Here is a 23,058-nt window from a genome sequence, read left to right on the forward strand (position 1 = left end):
ACACGGCACAAAGGAGTGGAATATGTCTTTCAATATCGGCCTTAGCGGTCTCTATGCAGCCAACAAACAACTGGACGTAACCGGCAACAACATCGCCAACGTCGCGACCACCGGTTTCAAATCGTCCCGTGCAGAATTCGAAGACGTTTATTCGGCCACCAAGCTGGGTTCCGGCAGCAAAACCATCGGTAACGGCGTGCGCCTGGCCAACGTTTCCCAGCAGTTCACCCAGGGCGACGTCAGCAATACCGGCAACGTGCTGGACATGGGTATCAACGGTTCCGGCTTCTTCGTGCTGAACGATAACGGCTCGCTGTCCTACACCCGTGCCGGTACGTTCAAGGTCGACAAGGACGGTTACGTGACCAACACCGATGGCTCTGCGCGTCTGCAGGGTTACGGGGTGGATGCCAATGGCAAGATTATCAATGGCGTTTTGACTGACCTGCGCATTGATACGTCGAACCTGGCACCGAAGACCACCACCACTGTTTCGTCGACAATCAACCTGAACTCCACGGCGCCGATCATCGACCAGGCTCTTCCCGCCAACAAGTTTGACCCGTCGAAGCAGGAAACTTTCACCAAGCAGTTCAGCACCCCGATTTACGACACTCAGGGTAATTCGCACGTCATGGATCAATTCATGGTCAAGACTGGCGCGAACACTTGGCAAACCTACACCTTGATCGATGGTCGCAACCCGAATGGCAGCGACCCGACTCTTGCCGCTTCGCCACCGGTCGCTTCGACCATGGTGTTCGACACCTCGGGCAAGCTGGTTTCGGTGACCACTCCAGCCGTGCCGGCACCGATCGTCAGCCCTGACCTGAAGGTCACAGGCTGGATTCCCGGCAAGGTGACCAATGGTGTGTGGGCAGCCAATGGCGCCGCCGCCGACCCGGCTGGTGTAACTATCTCCATGAGCAATACCAAGCAGTTCAACGCCGACACCGCGCGTTCGATTCCTACACAGAACGGTTACGCCACGGGCCAGATCACCAACTTGACCATCGACGGCAGCGGTGTGATGCTCGCCAACTTCAGCAACAGCCAGACCAAGGCCATCGGCCAGATCTCGCTCGCCAGTTTCACCAACGAGCAAGGTCTGCAGCCAATTGGCGGCACCGGCTGGAAAGAAACCTACGCGTCGGGTATCCCGGGCTACGATGCGCCGAACACTGGTACCTTGGGCGAGATCAATTCCAACTCTCTGGAAGAGTCCAACGTCAACCTGACCAACGAACTGGTTGACTTGATCAAGGCGCAGAGCAACTACCAGGCGAACGCCAAGACCATCTCGACTCAGAGCACCATCATGCAGACCATCATTCAGATGACTTGATGCGGGTTGGCTGAAAGCGCTGCACAAAGAGCCCCTCGCAAGAGGGGCTTTTTTGTGGGCAAGACAAAATCTTAAAGGTGAGGCAAAAGAAAACCCCCGACAAACCAGAGGCCTGTCGGGGGTTTCGAGTAAGCGCCTCGCGGCGCCTACCGGCTCAGCTTATTGGCAAGCTTCGCAATCCGGCTCGTCGATGGCGCAAGCCTTCGGCACTGGAGCAGGACCGGCTGGAGCCGCCAGGACCGAATCTTCACCGTGGTTGCCACCGCTGGAAACAGCGTTCAGCTTACCGGTGTTGATGGTCGACTTCTCGGTGCTGGTCGCGGCCAGGGCACGGAGGTAGTAAGTGGTTTTCAGGCCACGGTACCAGGCCATGCGGTAAGTCACGTCCAGCTTCTTGCCCGAAGCGCCGGCGATGTACAGGTTCAGCGACTGAGCCTGGTCGATCCACTTCTGACGGCGGCTGGCCGCGTCAACGATCCACTTGGTGTCTACTTCGAAGGCGGTCGCGTAGAGCTCTTTGAGTTCTTGCGGGATGCGTTCGATCTGTTGCACCGAACCGTCGTAGTACTTCAGGTCGTTGATCATGACCGAGTCCCACAGGCCGCGAGCCTTCAGGTCGCGAACCAGGTACGGGTTGATCACGGTGAATTCGCCCGACAGGTTCGATTTCACGTAGAGGTTCTGGTAGGTCGGTTCGATCGACTGCGAGACGCCAGTGATGTTGGCGATGGTCGCGGTCGGTGCGATGGCCATGATGTTGGAGTTACGAATGCCTTTTTGTACACGGGCGCGAACCGGTGCCCAGTCCAGGGATTCGTTCAGGTCAACGTCGATGTACTTCTGGCCACGTTGCTCGATCAGGATCTGTTGCGAATCCAGCGGCAGGATGCCTTTGGACCACAGCGAACCCTGGAACGTCTCGTAGGCGCCGCGCTCGTCAGCCAGGTCGCAGGAAGCCTGGATCGCGTAGTAGCTGACCGCTTCCATCGACTTGTCGGCGAACTCGACGGCCGCATCGGAACCGTAAGGAATGTGCTGCAGGTACAGCGCGTCCTGGAAGCCCATGATGCCCAGACCGACCGGACGGTGCTTGAAGTTGGAGTTCTTCGCTTGTGGCACCGAGTAGTAGTTGATGTCGATAACGTTATCGAGCATGCGAACGGCGGTGTTCACGGTGCGTTCCAGCTTGGCGGTGTCGAGCTTGCCGTTGGTGATGTGGTTCGGCAGGTTGATCGAGCCCAGGTTGCAAACGGCGATCTCGTCCTTGTTGGTGTTCAAGGTGATCTCGGTGCACAGGTTCGAGCTGTGAACCACGCCGACGTGCTGCTGCGGGCTGCGCAGGTTGCACGGGTCTTTGAAGGTCAGCCATGGGTGGCCGGTTTCGAAGAGCATGGACAGCATTTTGCGCCACAGGTCTTTGGCCTGGATGGTCTTGAACAGCTTGATCTTGCCTGGGTACTGGGACAGGGCTTCGTAGTACTCGTAACGCTCTTCGAAGGCCTTGCCGGTCAGGTCATGCAGATCCGGCACTTCGGATGGCGAGAACAGGGTCCACGGGCCGTCATCGAAGACGCGCTTCATGAACAGGTCAGGGATCCAGTTGGCGGTGTTCATGTCGTGGGTACGACGACGATCATCACCGGTGTTCTTGCGCAGCTCGATGAACTCTTCAATGTCCATGTGCCAGGTTTCCAGGTAGGCACAGACAGCGCCTTTGCGCTTGCCACCCTGGTTAACGGCTACCGCGGTGTCGTTCACCACTTTCAGGAACGGAACAACGCCCTGGGATTTGCCGTTGGTGCCCTTGATGTACGAACCGAGCGCACGAACCGGCGTCCAGTCGTTGCCCAGGCCGCCCGCAAATTTCGACAACATGGCGTTGTCGTGGATCGCGTGGTAAATGCCCGACAGGTCATCCGGCACGGTGGTCAGGTAGCAGCTCGACAGCTGTGGACGCAGGGTGCCGGCGTTGAACAGGGTCGGGGTCGACGACATGTAGTCGAAGGACGACAACAGGTTGTAGAACTCGATCGCACGGTCTTCCTTGTTCTTCTCTTCGATCGCCAGGCCCATGGCCACGCGCATGAAGAAGATCTGCGGCAGTTCGAAGCGGATACCGTCCTTGTGGATAAAGTAACGGTCGTACAGGGTTTGCAGGCCCAGGTACGTGAACTGCTGATCGCGCTCGTGGTTGATCGCTTTGCCGAGTTTTTCCAGGTCGAAGGTAGCGAGGACCGGGTTCAGCAATTCGAATTGGATACCCTTGGCGATGTACGAAGGCAGGGCCTTGGCGTACAGGTCGACCATTTCGTGGTGAGTGGCGCTTTCAGCGACTTCCAGGAAGCTCAAGCCTTCGGCACGCAGGGTGTCCATCAGCAGGCGAGCGGTCACGAACGAGTAGTTCGGCTCACGCTCGACCAGGGTACGGGCGGTCATCACCAACGCAGTGTTGACGTCGGTCAGGGCCACGCCGTCGTACAGGTTTTTCAGGGTTTCGCGCTGGATCAAGTCGCCGTCGACTTCTGCAAGGCCTTCGCACGCTTCGGTGACGATGGTGTTCAGGCGGCTCATGTCCAGCGGAGCAAAGGTGCCGTCGGCGCGGGTGATGCGGATCGACGGGTGAGCGTTGACCGCTTCCTCGGCCGGCGCGTGGGCGGCGCGTTCTTTCGAACGACCATCACGGTAGATCACGTAGTCGCGCGCCACTTTCTGCTCGCCGGCACGCATCAGGGCCAGTTCAACCTGGTCCTGGATTTCTTCGATGTGGATCGTACCGCCCGATGGCATGCGACGCTTGAAGGTCGCGGTGACTTGTTCGGTCAGACGGGCAACGGTGTCGTGGATTCGCGACGAAGCGGCAGCGGTGCCGCCCTCAACTGCAAGAAACGCTTTGGTGATGGCGACGGTAATCTTGTCATCGGTGTAAGGAACGACAGTGCCGTTACGCTTGATCACGCGCAGCTGGCCAGGCGCGGTGGCGGACAGATCCGAAGTCGAATCAGCGGCCTGCGGCAAGGTGCCCTGCGGGTTCTCGCGAGTTGTGTCGGTTTGCATGGGTGTCTCCACATTCTCTATGTTTGTTTGGGCACCATCACGGTGCCCACCGTTCCGTCCTGAAGCACTACAACCGGCGAGTGCCGGGCATACCAACTTCGGGACAGTCAGGAAGGGGGCTATTGAGCGCCGCTTCCATGCCGAAGTCTTTGGTATCAAGCCATGTGCCTGAGACCGAGTTCCTTGCTGGGTGACAGTTGGGGACTGCAACACCCGTACTGTTTCTCCCCTTGGGCTGAAAAACAGCAGCCATCCGCACGCGCGGTTTGGTCTTTCAAAAATTCGTTTGGTTCAACCGGAAAGAGGCAATAAAAGCGCTTGAAATGGGTGTCTGGTTTGTGTTTGGTTTTTTACGCAAAACCCTACATGTAGGGTTTTTTTCGCGCCGGGCTACAAGATAATGCGTTTGGGGGGGGGATTGCAACGTACTACCTGTGGATAAACCTGTGCGTAAATTGTGTGTGAAAGGTGGAACGGGCGTGTAGGCCGCGACGTAGCTGGAGCGCGCCGTTTTTCACTGATTTTCAATGATTGAAAACGGTCATTTGGATTTTTAAGGGCGCGAACCCTATCACAAAAAGCCGGGTTGTCCGAACGCATTTACCGGCTTGTGTTCTCGGCGAGCGACGTTTATACAATCGGCCAGTGCGTACGCATTCTTATCCTCCCCAATCATTACAAAAAGACGGGCGGATCCTTCCTTATTAGTGTTGTTGGCAAGCAGAGGTCACCGTGGAGCAAGAAGCCTGGCAGGTATTGATTGTCGAGGACGACCAGCGTCTCGCCGAACTGACCCGCGATTACCTGGAAGCCAATGGCCTGCGCGTATCGATCGAGGGCAATGGCGCCTTGGCCGCGGCACGGATCATCAAGGAAAAACCGGACCTGGTGATCCTCGACCTGATGTTGCCGGGCGAAGATGGCCTGAGCATCTGCCGCAAGGTCCGCGACAAGTATGACGGCCCGATCCTGATGCTCACCGCCCGCACCGACGACACCGACCAGATTCTTGGCCTCGACCTGGGCGCCGACGACTACGTGTGCAAACCGGTTCGCCCACGACTGCTGCTGGCGCGTATCCAGGCCTTGTTGCGACGCAGTGAAGCCCCTGAAGTGGCGCCGGAAAAACAACGGCGTCTGCAGTTTGGCCCGTTGGTGGTGGACAACGCACTGCGCGAAGCCTGGCTGAATGACAACGGCATCGAACTGACCAGCGCCGAGTTCGATCTGCTCTGGCTGCTGGTGGCCAACGCCGGGCGCATCCTGTCCCGAGAAGAGATTTTCACCGCGCTTCGCGGTATTGGCTATGACGGCCAGGACCGTTCCATCGACGTGCGTATCTCGCGCATCCGCCCCAAGATCGGCGATGACCCGGAGCATCCGCGGCTGATCAAGACCATCCGCAGTAAAGGTTATCTGTTCGTTCCGGAAGCCTGCACGCTGTGAACTCGATCTTCCTGCGCATTTACGGCGGCATGTGCGCGGCGCTGATTCTGGTGGCGGTACTCGGCGTGCTGGCGTTGCACTTGCTCAACCAGGTGCGCAGCGAGCAATACCGTGAACGCCTGGCCCACGGCACGTTCTCGTTGATGGCCGACAACCTGAACCCGATGAACGAAACCGAGCGCCACCGTGCCTTGCTGGTGTGGGAGCGGTTGCTGGGGATTCCTCTGGCGCTAAAGACCTTTGCCCAGACCGACCTCGACCTCACTCAGCGCACCCGAGTGCTGCGCGGTCAGGCGCTGGTGGAACAGACCGGCCCGCATGCGGCGAAGGTTTACCGGTTGGTCAGCGACAAGGAACAGATGGTGCTGACCGGCGAAGTCCAGCAGATCAGCGAGCAACTGGCCCGGGCGACTATTTACCTGTTGGCCGATGAACTGGTGCGTTACCCGGTGGCGGAGCAGCCCGAACGCCTGGCGCAGTTGAAGCGTGACAAAGGGTTTGGTTTCGACTTGCGGCTGGTGAAGGTCGAGCAGGCGGACATGGACGAGGACCAGCGTCGCCGGGTGTCCGAGGGCGACACGGTGATGGCGCTGGGCAAGGGCGGCGACTCGATCCGGGTGTTTGCTGGCATGGTCGGTACGCCGTGGGTGCTGGAAATCGGTCCGTTGTATCAGATGAATCCTTATCCGCCGGAGTGGCTGGTGCTGATCGCCGCCCTTGGTTTGAGCCTGATCGGTTTGATCGTCTATCTGTTGGTGCGGCAACTTGAGCGCCGTTTGCGTGGCCTGGAAGCGGCCGCCACGCGCATCGCCAAGGGCAGTCTGGAAACCCGCGTTCCGGCACGCGGTGCGGACTCGGTGGGACGGCTGGCCTCGGCGTTCAACGGCATGGCCGAGCACTTGCAGCAGTTGCTGGCGATCCAGCGTGAATTGGTGCGCGCCGTGTCTCATGAGCTGCGCACACCCGTGGCACGACTGCGTTTTGGTCTGGAAATGATCGGCTCGGCCACCACGCCGCAGGCGTTGGAAAAATACCGTGAAGGCATGGACCACGACATCGAGGACCTCGATAAGCTGGTGGACGAGATGCTCACTTACGCGCGGCTGGAGCAGGGCTCACCGGCGCTGAATTTTCAGCGGATCGATCTGGATGCGTTGGTCAATCAGGTGATCGAAGAACTGGCGCCGTTACGCGCCGACGTCACGGTGCAGCGCGGCTTGTGCCTGTCCGCCGCTGACAACGACGACGCGTGGGTCGAGGCCGAGCCGCGCTACCTGCACCGGGCGTTGCAGAACCTGGTGAGCAATGCCATGCGCCACGCTCAATCACGGGTGACCGTCAGCTATCAGGTGGGGCAGCAGCGCTGTCGGGTCGATGTCGAGGATGACGGGCCGGGCGTGCCGGAAATGGCCTGGGAGAAGATTTTCACGCCGTTCCTGCGTCTCGATGACAGCCGCACCCGCGCCTCGGGCGGGCATGGGTTAGGGTTGTCCATCGTGCGGCGAATCATCCACTGGCATGATGGCCGGGCGTTGATCAGCAAGAGCAAAAGCCTGGGCGGGGCGTGTTTCAGCCTGAGCTGGCCGAGGAATCAGGAGAAGCGGTGAGATTGGTGCAGGAGACCTGTAGCAGCTGGCGAAGCCTGCGTTCGGCTGCGCAGCAGTCGTTAAACCATACAACTCGGTGCTTCAGATAAACCGCGTGCGCATGCATTTACGACTGCTGCGCAGCCGAACGCAGGCTTCGCCAGCTGCTACAGGGATCGCGTTCTCAGGCCTTGATGCTGACCACACTCAACAACTGCCCATCCATGACCCCGAACTGCGCATCCAGCTCAGTGCCACTGCGCCACTCGCTGGACAGATCCGTCAGCAACCGCAGTCGCACTTCACCGGTCTCGGTCCACTCCAGCACTTCGGCGTGCTCGAAATAGAAGCGCTGCTGAACGATCGGATAAAGCGCCTTGAACAGGCTTTCCTTCACCGAAAACGTCAGGGTCACCAGCATCGCCAGCTGATCGCGACGGCCGGCGGTCATGCGTTGCAACTCAGGCGCGGTGAGGATTTCCCCGGACAGGCGTTCGGCCCGTTCAGGGTTGAGCAGATTCTCCAGGTCCATCCCCAAGCCGCGCCAGTGGGCTTTCTTGGCGACAATCGCCGCGGCCCGGCCGGTGCTGTGGGTGATCGAGCCCGTGATGTGCGTCGGCCAAACCGGCGCCCGGTCTTCACCAATGGCCGGGACAAAACTCAACCCTTCCAATTGTTGCAACGCAGCCCGGGCGCAAACCCTTCCGGCGAGGAACTCTGCCTGACGCTTGGCGACCGAACGCTGGATGGTAGCCGGCGGCTCGATGGCGCTGCGCTGGAAATCATCGCTGGCCAGTTGCGAGGTATCGAAGCGAGTGCTCAACAGCACCGTACCGGGCAGCGCAAATGGCAGCGGCCAATGGGCATCGAGTGGGGTGCAGCAGACGGGTAGGGCGGGGGCGCGATTCATGTGGGCATTTTGCCGGGTTGCCTTTGTGCTGGGTAGCCCCACACTGATCGTACAACAGCCTGGTCGATTTGATTCAGCTCAGGTTCAGAGTGCGTTCAGGGTGAGTTCAGGGCCGGTTGAGTAACCTTGCCCGTACCTAAAAAGCATGCAGCGCATGAGGAAATTCCCTAATGCGGGCTTTAAGAACCTGCTTCTGGCGTTTACCGTCCTGACCGCGAGTACACACAATGGCATTAAACTCCGTCAGGAAGACCTCATGGGCCGCTACGATCGGTCCTGCCACAGCCAGTCGCCGTGTTAGCCACCGTGAAGTGCGTGCCTTTGGGTGATGCCTTTGAGTAAGTTGTGCCTCTGGAGATGTTGATTTGCCCGGGAGAGCGTTATGAAACTGCTGGTTATCGAAGATGAAGCGCTGTTGCGCCATCACCTGCAAACCCGCCTGACGGATAGCGGCCACGTGGTCGAGTCCGTGGCCAATGCCGAGGAGGCGCTGTACCAGACCGAGCAGTTCAACCATGACCTGGCAGTGATCGACCTCGGATTGCCGGGCATGGGCGGGCTCGACCTGATTCGTCAACTGCGCTCGCGCGGCAAGACCTTCCCGATCCTGATCCTCACCGCGCGCGGCAACTGGCAGGACAAGGTCGAAGGTCTTGCCGCCGGCGCCGACGATTACGTGGTCAAGCCGTTCCAGTTCGAAGAACTCGACGCGCGCCTGAATGCCTTGCTGCGCCGCTCCAGCGGTTTCACCCAGTCGACCATCGTCGCCGGGCCATTGCTGCTGGACCTCAACCGCAAACAGGCGTCCCTCGATGAACAACCGCTGGCGCTGACCGCGTATGAGTACCGAATCCTCGAGTACCTGATGCGTCATCACCAGCAAGTCGTGGCCAAGGACCGCTTGATGGAACAGCTCTACCCTGACGATGACGAGCGCGATCCGAACGTGATCGAAGTGCTGGTCGGTCGTCTGCGCCGCAAACTTGAAGGCCCGGCCGGCTTCAAACCGATCGATACCGTGCGTGGCCTCGGCTACCTGTTCAATGAGCGCTGCAATTGATTCGTTCCCTTCGTGTCCGCTTGATGCTCGCCGCCACCCTCCTGGCGGTGCTGTTCATGCTGGCGTTGCTGCCAGCCATGCAGGGCGCGTTCAGCCTGGCGTTGCAGGATTCGATCGAGCAGCGCCTGGCGTCGGACGTCACCACGCTGATCTCCGCCGCTCGGGTGGAAAACAACCGCTTGCAGATGCCGGCGCAGTTGCCCGATGAGCGTTTCAACCTCACTGACAGCCGTTTGCTCGGCTACGTCTATGACCGCGAAGGGCACCTGGTCTGGCGTTCGAAGGGCACCCAGCAAGAAAACATCAATTACAAACCGCGTTACGACGGACGCGGTAACGAGTTTGCGAGGATCAGCGAAGCCAACGGCCAGGAGTTCTTCGCCTATGACGTCGAGGTCAAACTGCTGGGCGGCAAGAGCGCGGCGTTCAGCATCGTCGCGCTGCAACCGGTGCGGGAATACGACGACACCCTCGAAGGCCTGCGGGAAAACTTGTATCTGGGCTTCGGCGCGGCCTTGCTGGTGTTGCTCGCGTTGCTGTGGATTGGTCTGACCTGGGGCTTGCAGGCATTGCGCCGGCTCAGCCAGGAACTGGACGAAATCGAAAGCGGCACCCGCGAAAGCCTCAGCGAACAACACCCGCGCGAACTGCTGCGCCTGACCGGCTCCCTCAACCGCTTGCTGCACAGCGAGCGCGAACAACGCAGCCGTTATCGCGATTCCCTCGACGACCTGGCCCACAGCCTGAAAACCCCGCTGGCCGTGTTGCAAGGCGTCAGCGAAGACATGGCCCAGCGCCCGGCAGATCGCGATCAGGCCTGGGTGCTGCAATCGCAGATCGAACGCATGAGCCAGCAGATCAGCTATCAGTTGCAACGCGCCAGCCTGCGCAAAAGCGGTCTGGTGCGCCACCAAGTGCGCCTGCGCCCCGTGCTGCAAAGCCTCTGCGACACCCTGGACAAGGTCTACCGCGACAAGCGCGTGCGGGTCGCTTTCGATTTGCCGGAACAGTGTTACGTGCCGATCGAGCAGGGCGCCTTGCTGGAAATGATGGGCAACCTGCTGGAAAACGCCTATCGCCTCTGCCTCGGCGAAGTGCGCATCAGCGTGCGTGAAAGCCTTGGCGGGGTTGAGTTGTGCGTTGAAGACGATGGGCCGGGCGTGCCACCGGGCCAGCGTGCGCGGATTCTGCAAAGGGGCGAACGGCTGGACCGGCAGCATCCGGGGCAGGGGATTGGGTTGGCGGTGGTCAAGGACATCATCGAAAGCTACAGCGCGAAGCTGACGCTGGGGGATTCGCCGATGGGTGGGGCGGCGTTTCGGATTCATTTTCCGGTGGCTTGACCGCGAGTAACCGATCGTTCCCACGCTCCGCGTGGGAATGCAGCCCGGGACGCTCCGCGTCCCATCTACAGCCGAACGCGGAGCGTCCGTTGAGGCATTCCCACGCGGAGCGTGGGAACGATCATTAAGCGGTGTTTAAAACACATCTCCAGACACTCACTCAAGCTACACATCCTTGCGCCGCTGCCTACGACTACGCCAGAATCCGCCGGCTTGTGCGCCTTGGGTCTGGGCTCTATCGTTTGCGGGTCGCTGCCAATTCAGCGTCCGGATTTGACCGTCCGATTCAATCAAGGCGTACCAGTGTCCAAGAAAAGCTTCAGGCTTTTTTGCGGTGGCTGTGCGCGGGACACCTTCGGGTGTGCCGGATACCTTGATTTCCGGTCGGTCAACCCGCGCACAGCTGCCACCTTTTCGTTTGACCGCGAACGGTGGCAGCTCCGCTAATCAAGGAGCATCACCATGTTCAAAGCCACGCCCAACCCTCCGGAAACCGACGACGTTTCCCCCTACGAAACCCCCGATTCCAAAATACTCAACGAAGCCGCCGACCGCGCCCTCGATTACTACCTCAACCCGGCTGCCCACATCAAAGCCCCCCCGCGCACACCCGGCACCATGTTCATCGTCAACCCGGAGCTCGATACCGAAACCCTGCTGGCCCACGCTTGCGAGTCGCTGGCCTCGGCCAATGTCATGACCATGGACCTGGCGGATCATATGGAGGGGCCGAGTCGCAATTCGTTGTTGGGTATTGCGCAAATCATCATGCTGGGCGAGCTGGCGGTAAATCGGGCGTTGGATAACATCGACCAGCAGTAACCGATCGTTCCCACGCTCCCGCGTGGGAATGCAGCCCGGGACGCTCTGCGTCCCTCTCGAGAGCTGGAACGCGGAGCGTCCCTTGAGGCATTCCCACGCGGAGCGTGGGAACGATCATCGGCTCTAGTTTTCTTGCGCGCGGTAGGCGCCCGGCGTCACCCCCGTCCACTTCTTGAACGCCCGATGAAACGCCGAAGGCTCTGAAAACCCCAGCTGCTCGGCAATCTGCTGCAACGACAAATCCGCACGCCCCAGGTGATAAATCGCAATGTCCCTTCGCAGCTGATCCTTCAATTCCTGAAAACTCGACCCTTCTTCCCGCAAATGCCGACGCAAGGTCTGCGGGCTGATGTGCAGGTGCGCGGCCACCGCTTCCAGGTCCGGCCAGCGTGAACTGTCGCGGCTTAGCAACCGGCGTAGTTGACTGCTCAAGCTGTCGCCATCGTCCGGGCGCGACAACAGGTCGGCGGGAGAGCGTTCGAGGAAATGTTTGAGTGTCCGTTCGTCCTGCAACAGCGCCATGTTCAAGTAGCGACTGTGAAACAGCAGGCTGCTCTGTGCCGTGGAAAACTCCAGCGGGCACGGGAACAGCAAATCGTATTCGGCGCCATGTTCCGGTCTCGGGTAGCTGAACGTCGCCTGCTCCAGCCGAATGCGCTGGCCGATCAACCAGCTGCCGAGGCGATGCCACACCATCAACTGGCTCTCGGTGAGGAAATGGTCCGGGTCCTGGAATTTCGAATCATCCAGGCTGAGGCGGATCATTTCGTCTTCGCGGGTCAGGGTCAGACGCGGCCCCTCGGGGAACAGGCTGTAAAACAATAAGCCGCGCTGGAGTGCTTTCTCCAGACTGCGGCAGTGAATCACCGCATGGCACATCATCGCGAAGCTGCCGGTTTTGCTCGGCACCGGCCCGAAACCCAAGTATTCGTCGTCGAGCGCCAGCCACAAACCCTGGATCAACCGGCTGAACTGCTCGGGCGCGATGCGCGCACGCGGTTCGTCAAGCAACTCGGGACTGATCCCCAGTTGTTGCAACAGATCTGAATAGTCATAACCCAACCGGCGCGCACCACCGAGGGCGGCACGGGCGAAATGACTGGCGATGGTGCGTTCACGCATAGAAGGCAGGTCCGTCCATTGAACGGCGGATGGTAGCCGCCGTGGCGTGCGATGAACAAGGCGGATATCCGCCAAATTGTAGGACGAGGTCTGGGCAATGGGCGGAAATCCGCCACATTGCTGTCACCGGCTGGTGACAAGGAAAACCTGTAACCCTGGTGTCAGAAGGCTTGCCGGCATTTTCTCGAAGGTGGCACGGGGCTTGCGATACAAGCCGCAGAGGTCTGCCGTCGCGCAGCTCGACAAAACAAATCCCTCCAGTGCAGGAGGGTTCGCAAATGAGGTGTCGTTGACAACAGACGGATGTTGTCGCGGGACGCTCTTGAGGAACTTTGCAATGACGACTCGTCAGCCCCTGTATAAATCCCTGTACTTCCAGGTGATCGTTGCCATCGCTATCGGCATCCTGCTCGGTCACTTCTACCCGCAGACCGGTGTGGCCCTCAAGCCGCTGGGTGACGGGTTTATCAAACTGATCAAAATGGTCATCGCACCGATCATCTTCTGTACCGTCGTCAGTGGTATCGCCGGCATGCAGAACATGAAATCGGTCGGCAAGACAGGCGGCTATGCGCTGCTGTACTTCGAAATTGTTTCCACCATTGCCTTGCTGATCGGTCTGGTCGTGGTCAACGTCGTGCAACCGGGCGCCGGCATGCACATCGACGTGACGACCCTGGACACCAGCAAAATCGCGGGCTTCATCTCGGCCGGTAAAGACCAGAGCATCATCGCCTTTGTCCTCAACGTGATCCCGAACACCATCGTCGGCGCCTTCGCCAACGGCGATATCCTGCAAGTGCTGATGTTCTCGGTGATCTTCGGTTTCGCCCTGCATCGCCTGGGTGCCTACGGCAAACCGGTGCTGGACTTCATCGATCGCTTTGCTCACGTGATGTTCAACATCATCAACATGATCATGAAGCTCGCTCCAGTCGGCGCGTTCGGTGCGATGGCCTTCACCATCGGTGCCTACGGTGTCGGCTCGCTGGTGCAGCTGGGTCAGCTGATGATCTGCTTCTACATCACCTGCATCCTGTTTGTGGTCCTGGTACTGGGCGCCATCTGCCGCGCGCACGGTTTCAGCGTCATCAAACTGATTCGCTACATCCGTGAAGAACTGCTGATCGTGCTGGGTACTTCCTCTTCGGAATCCGCTCTGCCACGCATGCTGATCAAGATGGAACGCCTGGGCGCGCAGAAGTCGGTTGTGGGTCTGGTGATCCCGACGGGTTACTCGTTCAACCTCGACGGTACGTCGATCTACCTGACCATGGCCGCTGTGTTCATCGCTCAGGCAACTGATACCCCAATGGACCTCACCCACCAGATCACTCTGCTGCTGGTGCTGTTGCTGTCCTCCAAAGGTGCTGCGGGCGTGACCGGCAGTGGCTTCATCGTGTTGGCGGCCACCCTGTCGGCCGTAGGTACTCTGCCGGTGGCCGGTCTGGCGCTGATCCTCGGTATCGACCGCTTCATGTCCGAAGCCCGTGCGCTGACCAACCTCGTTGGTAATGCGGTTGCGACCCTGGTCGTGGCCAAGTGGGTGAACGAGCTGGACGAAGACAAGCTGCAAGTCGAGCTGGCTTCCGGCGGTCGCGGTATCTCCGACGAGCGTGAAGAAGACGACCTGGGTGTGGCTGAAGGGCCAACCCCAATCAACGTCAAATAAGACGGCTGCACTGAAGAAACCCGCTTCGGCGGGTTTTTTCATGCCTGCGATTTGAGCACAACGGTCACTGCGCCTGACGCATAAGGTGATTGCTGCAATGCCAACGGCTGCCTAGTCTGAGGGCATCGTTTACGGAGATCACCCATGCTCGGTCCACTGGCATCCCTCAAGGTTCTGGATTTCTCGACACTGTTGCCGGGGCCGTTCGCCTCACTGTTGCTGGCGGACATGGGCGCCGAGGTGCTGCGCATCGAATCACCGACTCGCATGGACCTGCTGCGGGTACTGCCGCCGCATGATCAGGGTGTTTCCGCCAGTCACGCCTACCTCAATCGGAACAAGCGCAGCCTGGCGCTGGACCTCAAGCAACCTGAGGCGCTGGAGGTGATCAAGCAGTTGCTACAAAACTACGACATCGTGCTGGAGCAGTTCCGCCCCGGTGTGATGGAGCGTTTGGGCCTGGGTTATGACGCCTTGAAAGCGATCAATCCGAAACTGATCTACGTGTCGATCACCGGTTACGGCCAGACCGGTCCCTACAAGGACCGCGCCGGCCACGACATCAACTACCTGGCGCTGGCGGGGCTGGCAAGCTACACCGGCCGCGCCGACAGCGGACCGCTGCCGTTGGGTATGCAAGTGGCGGATATCGCCGGTGGCTCGTTGCACGGGGTGATCGGGTTGCTGGCGGCGGTCATCGCTCGGCAGCAGTCAGGGTTGGGGCAACATCTGGATGTGAGCATGACCGACTGCGCGTTCAGCCTGAACGCCATGGCCGGTGCCGGTTATCTGGCCTGTGGTGAGGAGCCGGGGAGGGAGGATCAGATGCTCAATGGCGGCAGCTTCTACGACTATTACCGTTCGCGCGATGGGCGTTGGTTGTCGGTGGGCAGTCTGGAGCCGGCGTTCATGCAGCAACTCTGCACGGCGTTGGGTCGGCCGGAGCTGGCAGCCCAGGGCCTGTCACCCAAACCCGCCGAGCAACAGGCGCTGAAGAATGCGTTGAAGGTTGAATTCGAGAAACATGACTTTGCCGAGTTGTGCGAGCTGTTTGCCGGCGTCGATGCGTGTGTGGAGCCGGTGTTGAGCCTGGGCGAGGCGGTGCGGCATCCGCAGTTTAAGGCGCGGGAACGGGTGACTGAAGTGCCGCGCGGGGATGGGACGAGTCAGGCGCAGATGGCGTGTCCTTTGAAGTTTTCAGAGGGGTTGCCTGAGCCACGGTTTGTCGGCGCGACGCTGGGGCAGCATACCGATCAGGTGTTGGGGGAGTTGGGGTTTAGCGCTGAGCGCATCGAAGCGTTGCGGCGTGCCAAGGTGATTCTCTAGCGGCTGTACTGGCCTCTTCGCGGGAAAGCCTCGCTCCTACGGGGCAATGCAAGACCGTAGGAGCGAGGCTTGCCCGCGAAGGCGTCCTCAAAAACAGTGAAAATCTAACTACTCGACCCGCATCTCCCCGCTGAACACCAACGTACTCCGACAGCGCCGACACAAATACCGCCGCCCCTGCCTTACCAAGCCATGGCGCTGAGCCGAAAACGGGAAATCACTGCCCGCGCACGGGCATTTGTAGATGTAGCGGGTCACGCTGCGGCGTTTGACGTCGTAGGTGTGGCAGCGATTGGGCGGCAGTTCGTATACGCCGCGCATGATCAGTTGCCACTCTTCACCGTGGGGCGCAATGCAGTCGCCGAACAGTTGATGGGCGATCAGGTGCGCGACCTCGTGGGCCACGGTTTGCTTGAGGAAGTCCTCGGTGTTTTCCCGGTACAGCTGCGGATTGAAGCGCAGCAGGTTCTCGTGCAAATGCGCGACACCGGCTTTTTGACCGCGCAGCTTGAGGCTCACCACGGGGCGTTTGAAAGGTCGTTTGAAAAAGGATTCAGCGAGTTGGTAACAGTCTTCGATGCGGGTATTGAGTTGCTCGGGCATGCTTGATGGATCTCCAGAGACGTCGAGTATGCCGCAACCCTCGGGGCTTGCGAATCGCTCAGGCGCCGAATGGTCGTCGCTTCCTGCTCTTTCTTAGAGAGTAGAAGGCCGCCTTGCGGCGGCCTGTGTTGGCAGATCTAGTTTTTTGGGTGATGTGTAACTAATTTGTATAGACCGGCCCCACGCCGAGTCCCCAGACAATCACTGTGAACGCCATGATGGCCACCAGCACCACCAGGCCTACCGCGAGCACCGAACTTGAAAACAGAAATCCCTCGTCTGATGGAATGTTCATGAAAGTGGGTAGCCCCACATACAGCAGGTACACCGTGTAACAGATGGCCGCGGTGCCGACGATCATCCCCAGCCACATATGTGGGTACAGCGCCGCCAGACCGCCGACGAACAGCGGTGTTGCGGTGTAGGTCGCAAAGGCAACGCAGCGTGCCAGGCTCGGGTTGGCGTCATAGGTGCGAGCCATCCAGTGGATGAACGCGCCCATGACCGCAACACCGCCGAGCATCGCCAGGTATGACATGACCGTCATCCATAGCGCACTCTCCACCGTCAGCATCACCGGCGCTCGACTGCCGATGACCCAGCCGACCTGAGTGGTGCCGATAAACGCCGACACTGCGGGGATCGCCGCCAGTATCAGGGTGTGGGTGAGATACATGTGGCTGATGCTTTCCTCCTGGTCGCCACGGATCTCTTTCCATTCTTGGTCAGGGTGGGTGAAGAGCCCCACTACGTGATGGATCATGCCAGTCACTCCTCTTGTTTTTACCGTCGCCCCCCAGTGGAGCGCCTACGGGCCAAAGTGGCCGAGTAAGGAAAGGTCTGGATATGTGTGTGACCTTATGTCGCAGTATAGAAAGGTCTTCACGGCGCGGGTTGTAGGGTGTTAGAGCAAATTGCGCTGTAAACACGCCTGTTAATCGCCGCAGGGTCTGTCGCTTGGAGGCTCTTCGCCCCCGAAGCGTTTTTGCGTAAAATGCCGACCTTTCGTCACACCTCACGGATTTCGCGTCATGGGCACTCTTACGGTCAACCAGAACAAACTGCAAAAGCGCCTTCGCCGCCAGGCCGGTGAGGCGGTTGCCGATTTCAACATGATTGAAGACGGCGACAAGGTCATGGTCTGCCTGTCCGGTGGCAAGGACAGCTACACCCTGCTCGACGTGCTGATGCACTTTCAGAAGGTCGCTCCGATCAAGTTCGAGATCGTGGCCGTGAACATGGACCAGAAGCAGCCGGGTTTCCCTGAGCTCGTGTTGCCGGCCTACCTCAAAGCGCTGGGCATCGAATACCACATCGTCGAGAAAGACACCTATTCGGTGGTCAAGGAGCTGATCCCGGAAGGCAAGACCACCTGTTCGCTGTGCTCGCGCCTGCGTCGCGGCACGCTCTACACCTTCGCCGACGAAATCGGCGCGACCAAAATGGCCCTCGGTCATCACCGCGACGACATCGTCGAGACTTTTTTCCTGAACATGTTCTTCAATGGTTCGCTCAAAGCCATGCCGCCGAAGCTGCGGGCCGACGATGGCCGCAACGTGGTGATCCGCCCGCTGGCTTACTGCAACGAAAAAGACATCCAGGCCTACTCGGACTTCAAGCAATTCCCGATCATCCCGTGCAACCTCTGTGGTTCTCAGGAAAACCTGCAACGGCAGGTGGTCAAGGACATGCTTCAGGAGTGGGAGCGCAAAACCCCGGGCCGCACCGAAAGCATTTTCCGCAGCTTGCAGAACGTGATCCCGTCACAACTCGCGGACCGCAATCTGTTCGACTTCACCAGCCTGCGTATCGACGAAACCGCGGCATCGCGCTTCGTCAATGTTGTGAATCTCTAATCAAACCTTGGGAGAGGGCATGCGCGATTACAAGTGGCTGCACGAATACTGTCTGAACCGCTTCGGTTCAGCGGCTGAACTGGAAGCCCATCTGCCCGTTCCGAAAACCCCGACGCAACTACGCAAGATCAGCGACGACCGCTACCTCTCGACCATGGCGCTGCGCGTGTTCCGCGCCGGGCTCAAGCACAGTTTGGTGGACGCCAAATGGCCAGCGTTCGAAGAAGTGTTCTTCAAGTTCGACCCGGAAAAAGTCGTGCTGATGAGTGCCGAACATCTTGAGCGCTTGATGCAGGACGCGCGGATCATTCGCCATCTGGGCAAGCTCAAGAGCGTGCCGCGCAATGCGCAGTTCATCCTGGACGAGGCACATGAGAGGGGCAGTTTCGGCGCGTTGATCGCCGATTGGCCGGTCACGGATATCGTTGGGTTGTGGACCTACCTGAAAAAGCGCGGTCATCAATTGGGCGGGTTGTCGGCACCGCGATTCTTGCGGATGGTGGGCAAGGATACGTTTGTGCCGAGCTACGACGTGGTCGCGGCGTTGAATGCGCAGAAGATCGTCGACAAGGTGCCGACCAGCCTGCGGGATCTGGCCACGGTGCAGGGCGTGTTCAATCAGTGGCATGAAGAGAGTGGTGGGCGGCCGATGAGCCAGATTTCGATGATGCTGGCGTACACAGTGAATCATTGACGAAGATGATCGTTCCCACGCTCTGCGTGGGAATGCCGCCCGGGACGCTCCGCGTCCCTGTGACGCGGAGCGTCACTTGATGCATTCCCACGCAGAGCGTGGGAACGATCACTGTGGGGGCCGTCAGGCGGCGGAGGTTTCGCCTTCACCCGCCAACTTGCGGTTCAACTGAAACCGCCACCGCACATACAGCAGCGCCGAGCAGAATACCGCCAGGCTCGCACCCATCTCCAGCAAACCAAACAACTGCCGGTTCGGGTCATACGCCGCCAGTGCGCCCTTGATGAAATACAGGTTCACCACAAAACACATCCATGAATGCCCGCGCGCGCTGCCGACAATCATCCCCGGCGCCAGCAACAGCAGCGGCACCAGTTCGATCAGCAGAATCACCCACGGCCTTGCGCCGTGCAGGTCGGCGACCACCAGGTAGTAGGCGCAAAGCAGCCCCACCAGACCGAAAAAGCACAGCAGGCTGATGACGCGCATCGCTCGAACCCTGGGTTCGAGCCATTCGATGGAGGGCAGAATCTTCGGCTTCTTGGCCACGTTAGCGCTCCAGTTTCTGTGCGGTCTTGGCCAAGCGCAGGCCCAGGGCCCGGCACAGCGCGACTTCATGCTCATTCAAACCGAGTCTGCCATCGGCCCCGGCGTGATGGCTGGCGCCGTAAGGCGTGCCGCCGCCACGGGTTTCCAGCAAGGCCGATTCGCTGTACGGCAGGCCGGTGATCAGCATGCCGTGGTGCAGCAATGGCAGCATCATCGACAGCAGCGTGGTTTCCTGGCCACCGTGCAGGCTCGCGGTGGAGGTGAAAACCCCGGCCGGTTTGCCCACCAAAGCGCCGGTCAGCCACAGGTTGCTGGTGCCGTCGAGAAAGTACTTGAGCGGCGCCGCCATGTTGCCGAAGCGGGTCGGGCTGCCGAGGGCCAGGCCCGCGCAGTTCTTCAAGTCGTCGAGGCTGGCGTACAGCGCGCCTTCGTCGGGGATGTCCGGCGAGACGGCTTCGCACTCGGTGGAAATCGGCGGCACCGTGCGCAGGCGCGCTTCCATCCCGGATTGCTCGACGCCCCGGGCAATCTGTCGGGCCATTTCATTGGTCGAGCCGCTGCGGCTGTAATACAGAACCAGAATGTACGGCGCACTCACGGCAGCAACTCCAGCACATTCTCCGGCGGCCGGCCGATGATGGCTTTGTCGCCGACTTCGAGAATCGGGCGCTCCATGAGTTTCGGGTTGGCGGCGATGGCGGCAATCAATTGCGCCTCGCTGAGGCTGCTGTCGGCCAGGTTGAGGGTTTTGTACTCGTCCTCACCGGTACGCAGCAGTTGCCGGGCGCTGATGCCCAGCTTGGTCAGCAGGCTCTGGATTTGCGCGGCGTCCAGCGGGGTGTCCAGGTAGCGGACCACCGTCGGGGTCAGGCCACGAGCTTCGAGCAGTTCGAGCGCACCGCGGGATTTCGAGCAGCGCGGGTTGTGATAAAGCGTCAGATCGGTCATGTGCGGTTCGCATCTTGCGTAAAGTGACGGCTATTCTAACTGTGCAGCGCGTAATCCAGAACCTTGGTAGGCGATGGGTCGCAGACGCATTCAATTTTCAACAAGGATCACGACATGACTAGGCGACTGGCAGCGGCATTGGCGATCATGGGCACGTTGATGCTGGGGGGCTGCGGTAACGACTATGGCGTCGACCAGAACGGCCAGAAAGTCGCCGCCGAACGTTTGGACAAACAATGGCTGGTGCTCAATTACTGGGCTGAATGGTGCGGGCCGTGCCGAACCGAGATCCCCGAATTGAACACCTTGGCCGATCAACTCAAGGACAGGAAGATTGGGGTGTTCGGGGTCAACTTCGACAACGTGCAGGGTGAAGAGCTGAAAAGCGCCAGCGAGAAGCTGGGGATCAAGTTCACCGTACTGGCTGCGGATCCGGCGGAGCTTTTTGAATTGCCGCGCAGTGAGGCGTTGCCGGTGACTTACATCATCGATAACAAAGGCAAGGTAAGGGAACAGCTGATGGGTGAGCAGACGGCGGCGGGGGTGATGGCGAAGTTGGAGGCGTTGCAGGCGACGAACTGACCGTGACGATCGTACGCTGATCGTTCCCACGCGGAGCGTCGGAACGATCGGTGCGGGAGAATCAACCTTCTTCAAGCCACCAACGCAACGGCTTCCCTTGCGCCGGCCAGAAACGCATCTGCGCGATCGGCGAGACGTCCCAACGCTGAACGTTTTCCAACGCCTGGAGGAAACGCTTTTCCTGCTCCATCAACGCCGGCGCACACAGTTTGCGGGTGCTGCCGACTTTACCGAAGCTCAGCTTGTCGCCTTCCAGGGTGTACGGCGCGAACCAGTGATTGCAGCCGCCGTTGCCATAGGCCCGACCGTCTTCATCGAGGGTGACAGTCAAATGGCTGTAGTCCATCAACGGACGTTCGCCGATCCATTCCAGAATGTAGCTGCGGTTCTGTTGCAATTGAACCGGCTCGGCGGCGCAGCCCAGCAGGCTGGCGCCAACCATCGCGGTCAGAGCAAGGCGTTTCATCACGCGGGCTCCTGGCATTTCGGGCACAGGTGCTTCTCGGCGGCGGTGGTCCAACCCAACTCAGCGATCCGTGCAGTGGCAGCAGGCTTTTCAGCCTTGTTGCCCAGCTTGGCGTCGACCGCGAACTCGAAGCTCAGCTCTTTGGCGCAGCTGTCGCAGTTGACTTTCCAGGTGTGAATCGCCAGTTCTCCGAACACCGGACCACTGGCCACCGCGACCCATTGGCCGGGCGGGTTGATCAGGTGGCGAACCGTTTCGACGGTCAGGCGCATGGACAAGTCCTTGGCACCCTTGAGGGTCACTACCAACACGTCGTTATTACGAATCGAGCCGCCGTTACCGGTGACTTGATAACGCCCCGGCACAAGGGCGCGGCATTCGGTGAGGGTGTGTTGCGGGTTCATCAGGCTGTAGCGGAAATCGTGTTCGACCATGGGTCCTCCAAGTATGCGCGGCATGCTAGCACGGACATCAGCGCAGTATGGCGCGGGCATATGACCTTCGATCTGGTTCAGTCAGCCTTCACCAGGTTCACTGGCGCGCCCGCCGCCCAGGCCGCGATGTTCTGCAGGGTGGTCGCGGCAATCGTGCCCAGCGCTTCGCGGGTCAGGAAGGCCTGGTGAGCGGTGACGATCACGTTCGGAAAGGTCAGCAGCCGCGCCAGCACATCGTCCTGCAGCGGCAGGTCGGAACGGTCCTCGAAGAACAGCTGCGCCTCCTCTTCATACACATCCAGCCCCAGATAACCCAGTTGACCGTCCTTCAACGCGTCGATCAGTGCCGGCGTGTCCACCAGACCACCGCGTCCGGTGTTGATCAGCATCGCGCCGGGCTGCATGTGCGCCAGTGACTCGCGATTGATCAAGTGTTTGCTCTGCTCGTTGAGCGGGCAGTGCAGGCTGATGATCTGCGACTCGGCCAGCAGTTGCGGCAGGCTCAGGTAACGAGCACCGAGGGCTTCGACTTGTGGGTTGGGGAAGGGGTCGTAGGCCAGCAATTGGCAGCCAAAGCCGTTCATGATCTTCGCGAAGGTCGCGCCGATTTGTCCGGTGCCGACTACGCCGACGGTCTTGCCCACCAAGTCGAAGCCGGTCAACCCGTGCAGGGTGAAATCTCCTTCGCGCGTGCGGTTGTAGGCGCGGTGCAGACGTCGGTTGAGCGCCAGGATCAGCGCCACTGCATGTTCCGCCACCGCGTGGGGCGAGTAGGCCGGGACGCGCACAATCGACAATCCCAGAAGCTTCGCCACCGCCAGGTCGACATGGTTGTAACCGGCCGAGCGCAAGGCGATCAGGCGAGTGCCGCCGGCGGCCAGGCGTTCGAGCACCGGTGCGCTGAGGTCGTCGTTAATGAAGGCGCAGACCACCTCGTGATACTCCGCCAGCGCCACCGTATCGAGGCACAGTCGCGCCGATTGAAAGTGCAGCTCGATGCCGGCCGGTAGCTCGGCACTGAGAAAACTGTCGCGGTCGTAGGTCTGGCTGCTGAAAAGAATCGTGCGCATGCGGTCCTCCAACTGACTCGGTCACGCTTTATGTAGCAGCTGGCGAAGCCTGCGTTCGGTCCGGGGTCACGCTCGACCGCAGTCGTCGTAAAATCAGACACTGAGATCTTTCAGGTAAACCGCGGTTACCGGATTTACGACGGCTTCGCCGCCGGACGCAGCCTTCGGCA

General features: G+C 60.0%; 22 protein-coding genes. 11 read left to right on the top strand and 11 right to left on the bottom strand.

The window, feature by feature from the left end; translation table 11 throughout:
- Window positions 1-22 precede the first annotated feature (22 nt).
- A complete protein-coding gene (flgE, locus tag ACYZT3_RS07890; protein WP_282375624.1) occupies window positions 23-1,345 on the top strand; it encodes a flagellar hook protein FlgE in 1,323 nt (440 codons plus the stop codon).
- Between the two features lie 159 nt (window positions 1,346-1,504).
- Here the strand turns inward: flgE and ACYZT3_RS07895 are convergent, their stop codons facing one another.
- On the bottom strand, window positions 1,505-4,399 hold the full coding sequence (locus tag ACYZT3_RS07895) for a ribonucleoside-diphosphate reductase subunit alpha (protein ID WP_282375625.1): 2,895 nt from the start codon (window positions 4,397-4,399) through the stop codon (window positions 1,505-1,507).
- Window positions 4,400-5,131: 732 nt separating this feature from the next.
- On the opposite strand from ACYZT3_RS07895, the gene ACYZT3_RS07900 reads away from it, so the two are divergent.
- Window positions 5,132-5,845 (top strand): response regulator, encoded by a 714-nt coding sequence (locus tag ACYZT3_RS07900; protein ID WP_074879161.1) that lies wholly within the window; start codon window positions 5,132-5,134, stop codon window positions 5,843-5,845.
- The gene (locus ACYZT3_RS07905) at window positions 5,842-7,452 is read left to right on the top strand and encodes an ATP-binding protein (protein ID WP_462031824.1); all 1,611 of its coding nucleotides are present in this window, start codon (window positions 5,842-5,844) and stop codon (window positions 7,450-7,452) included. Before ACYZT3_RS07900 ends, ACYZT3_RS07905 begins: the two co-directional genes overlap by 4 nt.
- Window positions 7,453-7,615: 163 nt before the next feature.
- On the opposite strand, the gene ACYZT3_RS07910 is transcribed toward ACYZT3_RS07905, so the two are convergent.
- A complete protein-coding gene (locus ACYZT3_RS07910; RefSeq protein WP_282375627.1) occupies window positions 7,616-8,341 on the bottom strand; it encodes a 4'-phosphopantetheinyl transferase family protein in 726 nt (241 codons plus the stop codon).
- A 382-nt stretch (window positions 8,342-8,723) separates the two neighbouring features.
- Here ACYZT3_RS07910 and ACYZT3_RS07915 point away from each other — a divergent pair, with 382 nt between their 5' ends.
- From ACYZT3_RS07915 to ACYZT3_RS07925, 3 genes are all read left to right on the top strand, one after another.
- The gene (locus ACYZT3_RS07915; RefSeq protein WP_282375628.1) at window positions 8,724-9,401 is read left to right on the top strand and encodes a response regulator; all 678 of its coding nucleotides are present in this window, start codon (window positions 8,724-8,726) and stop codon (window positions 9,399-9,401) included.
- Window positions 9,398-10,744 (top strand): ATP-binding protein, encoded by a 1,347-nt coding sequence (locus ACYZT3_RS07920; protein WP_282375629.1) that lies wholly within the window; start codon window positions 9,398-9,400, stop codon window positions 10,742-10,744. Before ACYZT3_RS07915 ends, ACYZT3_RS07920 begins: the two co-directional genes overlap by 4 nt.
- A gap of 462 nt (window positions 10,745-11,206) precedes the next feature.
- Window positions 11,207-11,566 carry a DUF6124 family protein gene (locus tag ACYZT3_RS07925; protein WP_282375630.1) on the top strand — a complete coding sequence of 120 codons (360 nt, stop codon included), beginning with the start codon at window positions 11,207-11,209 and terminating at the stop codon, window positions 11,564-11,566.
- Window positions 11,567-11,689: 123 nt separating this feature from the next.
- Here the strand turns inward: ACYZT3_RS07925 and ACYZT3_RS07930 are convergent, their stop codons facing one another.
- Window positions 11,690-12,688 carry an AraC family transcriptional regulator gene (locus tag ACYZT3_RS07930; protein WP_462031825.1) on the bottom strand — a complete coding sequence of 333 codons (999 nt, stop codon included), beginning with the start codon at window positions 12,686-12,688 and terminating at the stop codon, window positions 11,690-11,692.
- A 337-nt stretch (window positions 12,689-13,025) separates the two neighbouring features.
- Here ACYZT3_RS07930 and ACYZT3_RS07935 point away from each other — a divergent pair, with 337 nt between their 5' ends.
- Window positions 13,026-14,360, top strand: coding sequence for a dicarboxylate/amino acid:cation symporter (locus tag ACYZT3_RS07935; RefSeq protein ID WP_282375632.1), 1,335 nt, complete (start codon window positions 13,026-13,028; stop codon window positions 14,358-14,360).
- 144 nt (window positions 14,361-14,504) lie between these two features.
- Window positions 14,505-15,686: a CaiB/BaiF CoA transferase family protein gene (locus tag ACYZT3_RS07940; RefSeq protein ID WP_462031826.1), complete on the top strand. Its 1,182-nt coding sequence runs from the start codon at window positions 14,505-14,507 to the stop codon at window positions 15,684-15,686.
- A 108-nt stretch (window positions 15,687-15,794) separates the two neighbouring features.
- On the opposite strand, the gene ACYZT3_RS07945 is transcribed toward ACYZT3_RS07940, so the two are convergent.
- Window positions 15,795-16,289, bottom strand: a complete 495-nt coding sequence (locus tag ACYZT3_RS07945) for a SprT family zinc-dependent metalloprotease (RefSeq protein ID WP_282375634.1) — start codon at window positions 16,287-16,289, stop codon at window positions 15,795-15,797.
- A gap of 160 nt (window positions 16,290-16,449) precedes the next feature.
- Window positions 16,450-17,052, bottom strand: a complete 603-nt coding sequence (locus ACYZT3_RS07950) for a Yip1 family protein (RefSeq protein ID WP_282375635.1) — start codon at window positions 17,050-17,052, stop codon at window positions 16,450-16,452.
- Window positions 17,053-17,320: 268 nt separating this feature from the next.
- On the opposite strand from ACYZT3_RS07950, the gene ttcA reads away from it, so the two are divergent.
- Window positions 17,321-18,145 (top strand): tRNA 2-thiocytidine(32) synthetase TtcA, encoded by an 825-nt coding sequence (gene ttcA / locus ACYZT3_RS07955; RefSeq protein ID WP_462031827.1) that lies wholly within the window; start codon window positions 17,321-17,323, stop codon window positions 18,143-18,145.
- Between the two features lie 19 nt (window positions 18,146-18,164).
- Window positions 18,165-18,839 carry a DNA-3-methyladenine glycosylase I gene (locus ACYZT3_RS07960; protein WP_282375637.1) on the top strand — a complete coding sequence of 225 codons (675 nt, stop codon included), beginning with the start codon at window positions 18,165-18,167 and terminating at the stop codon, window positions 18,837-18,839.
- A 123-nt stretch (window positions 18,840-18,962) separates the two neighbouring features.
- On the opposite strand, the gene ACYZT3_RS07965 is transcribed toward ACYZT3_RS07960, so the two are convergent.
- From ACYZT3_RS07965 to arsC, 3 genes are read right to left on the bottom strand one after another with little or no spacing between them, the layout of a single operon-like run.
- Window positions 18,963-19,388, bottom strand: coding sequence for a DUF2069 domain-containing protein (locus tag ACYZT3_RS07965; RefSeq protein ID WP_449646215.1), 426 nt, complete (start codon window positions 19,386-19,388; stop codon window positions 18,963-18,965).
- 1 nt (window position 19,389) lies between these two features.
- On the bottom strand, window positions 19,390-19,986 hold the full coding sequence (wrbA, locus tag ACYZT3_RS07970) for an NAD(P)H:quinone oxidoreductase (RefSeq protein ID WP_282375639.1): 597 nt from the start codon (window positions 19,984-19,986) through the stop codon (window positions 19,390-19,392).
- The gene (arsC, locus tag ACYZT3_RS07975; RefSeq protein WP_123369215.1) at window positions 19,983-20,336 is read right to left on the bottom strand and encodes an arsenate reductase (glutaredoxin); all 354 of its coding nucleotides are present in this window, start codon (window positions 20,334-20,336) and stop codon (window positions 19,983-19,985) included. The genes wrbA and arsC overlap by 4 nt, the downstream gene beginning before the upstream one ends.
- A gap of 114 nt (window positions 20,337-20,450) precedes the next feature.
- On the opposite strand from arsC, the gene ACYZT3_RS07980 reads away from it, so the two are divergent.
- On the top strand, window positions 20,451-20,918 hold the full coding sequence (locus ACYZT3_RS07980) for a TlpA disulfide reductase family protein (RefSeq protein WP_462031828.1): 468 nt from the start codon (window positions 20,451-20,453) through the stop codon (window positions 20,916-20,918).
- A 61-nt stretch (window positions 20,919-20,979) separates the two neighbouring features.
- Here ACYZT3_RS07980 and ACYZT3_RS07985 read toward each other — a convergent pair whose 3' ends face one another.
- From ACYZT3_RS07985 to ACYZT3_RS07995, 3 genes are all read right to left on the bottom strand, one after another.
- On the bottom strand, window positions 20,980-21,384 hold the full coding sequence (locus ACYZT3_RS07985; protein ID WP_282375641.1) for an META domain-containing protein: 405 nt from the start codon (window positions 21,382-21,384) through the stop codon (window positions 20,980-20,982).
- A complete protein-coding gene (locus tag ACYZT3_RS07990) occupies window positions 21,384-21,818 on the bottom strand; it encodes a hypothetical protein (protein WP_282375642.1) in 435 nt (144 codons plus the stop codon). The genes ACYZT3_RS07985 and ACYZT3_RS07990 overlap by 1 nt, the downstream gene beginning before the upstream one ends.
- A gap of 77 nt (window positions 21,819-21,895) precedes the next feature.
- The gene (locus ACYZT3_RS07995; RefSeq protein WP_462031829.1) at window positions 21,896-22,888 is read right to left on the bottom strand and encodes a 2-hydroxyacid dehydrogenase; all 993 of its coding nucleotides are present in this window, start codon (window positions 22,886-22,888) and stop codon (window positions 21,896-21,898) included.
- Between the last annotated feature and the right edge of the window lie 170 nt (window positions 22,889-23,058).

This window comes from Pseudomonas sp. MDT1-16 (assembly GCF_054898115.1).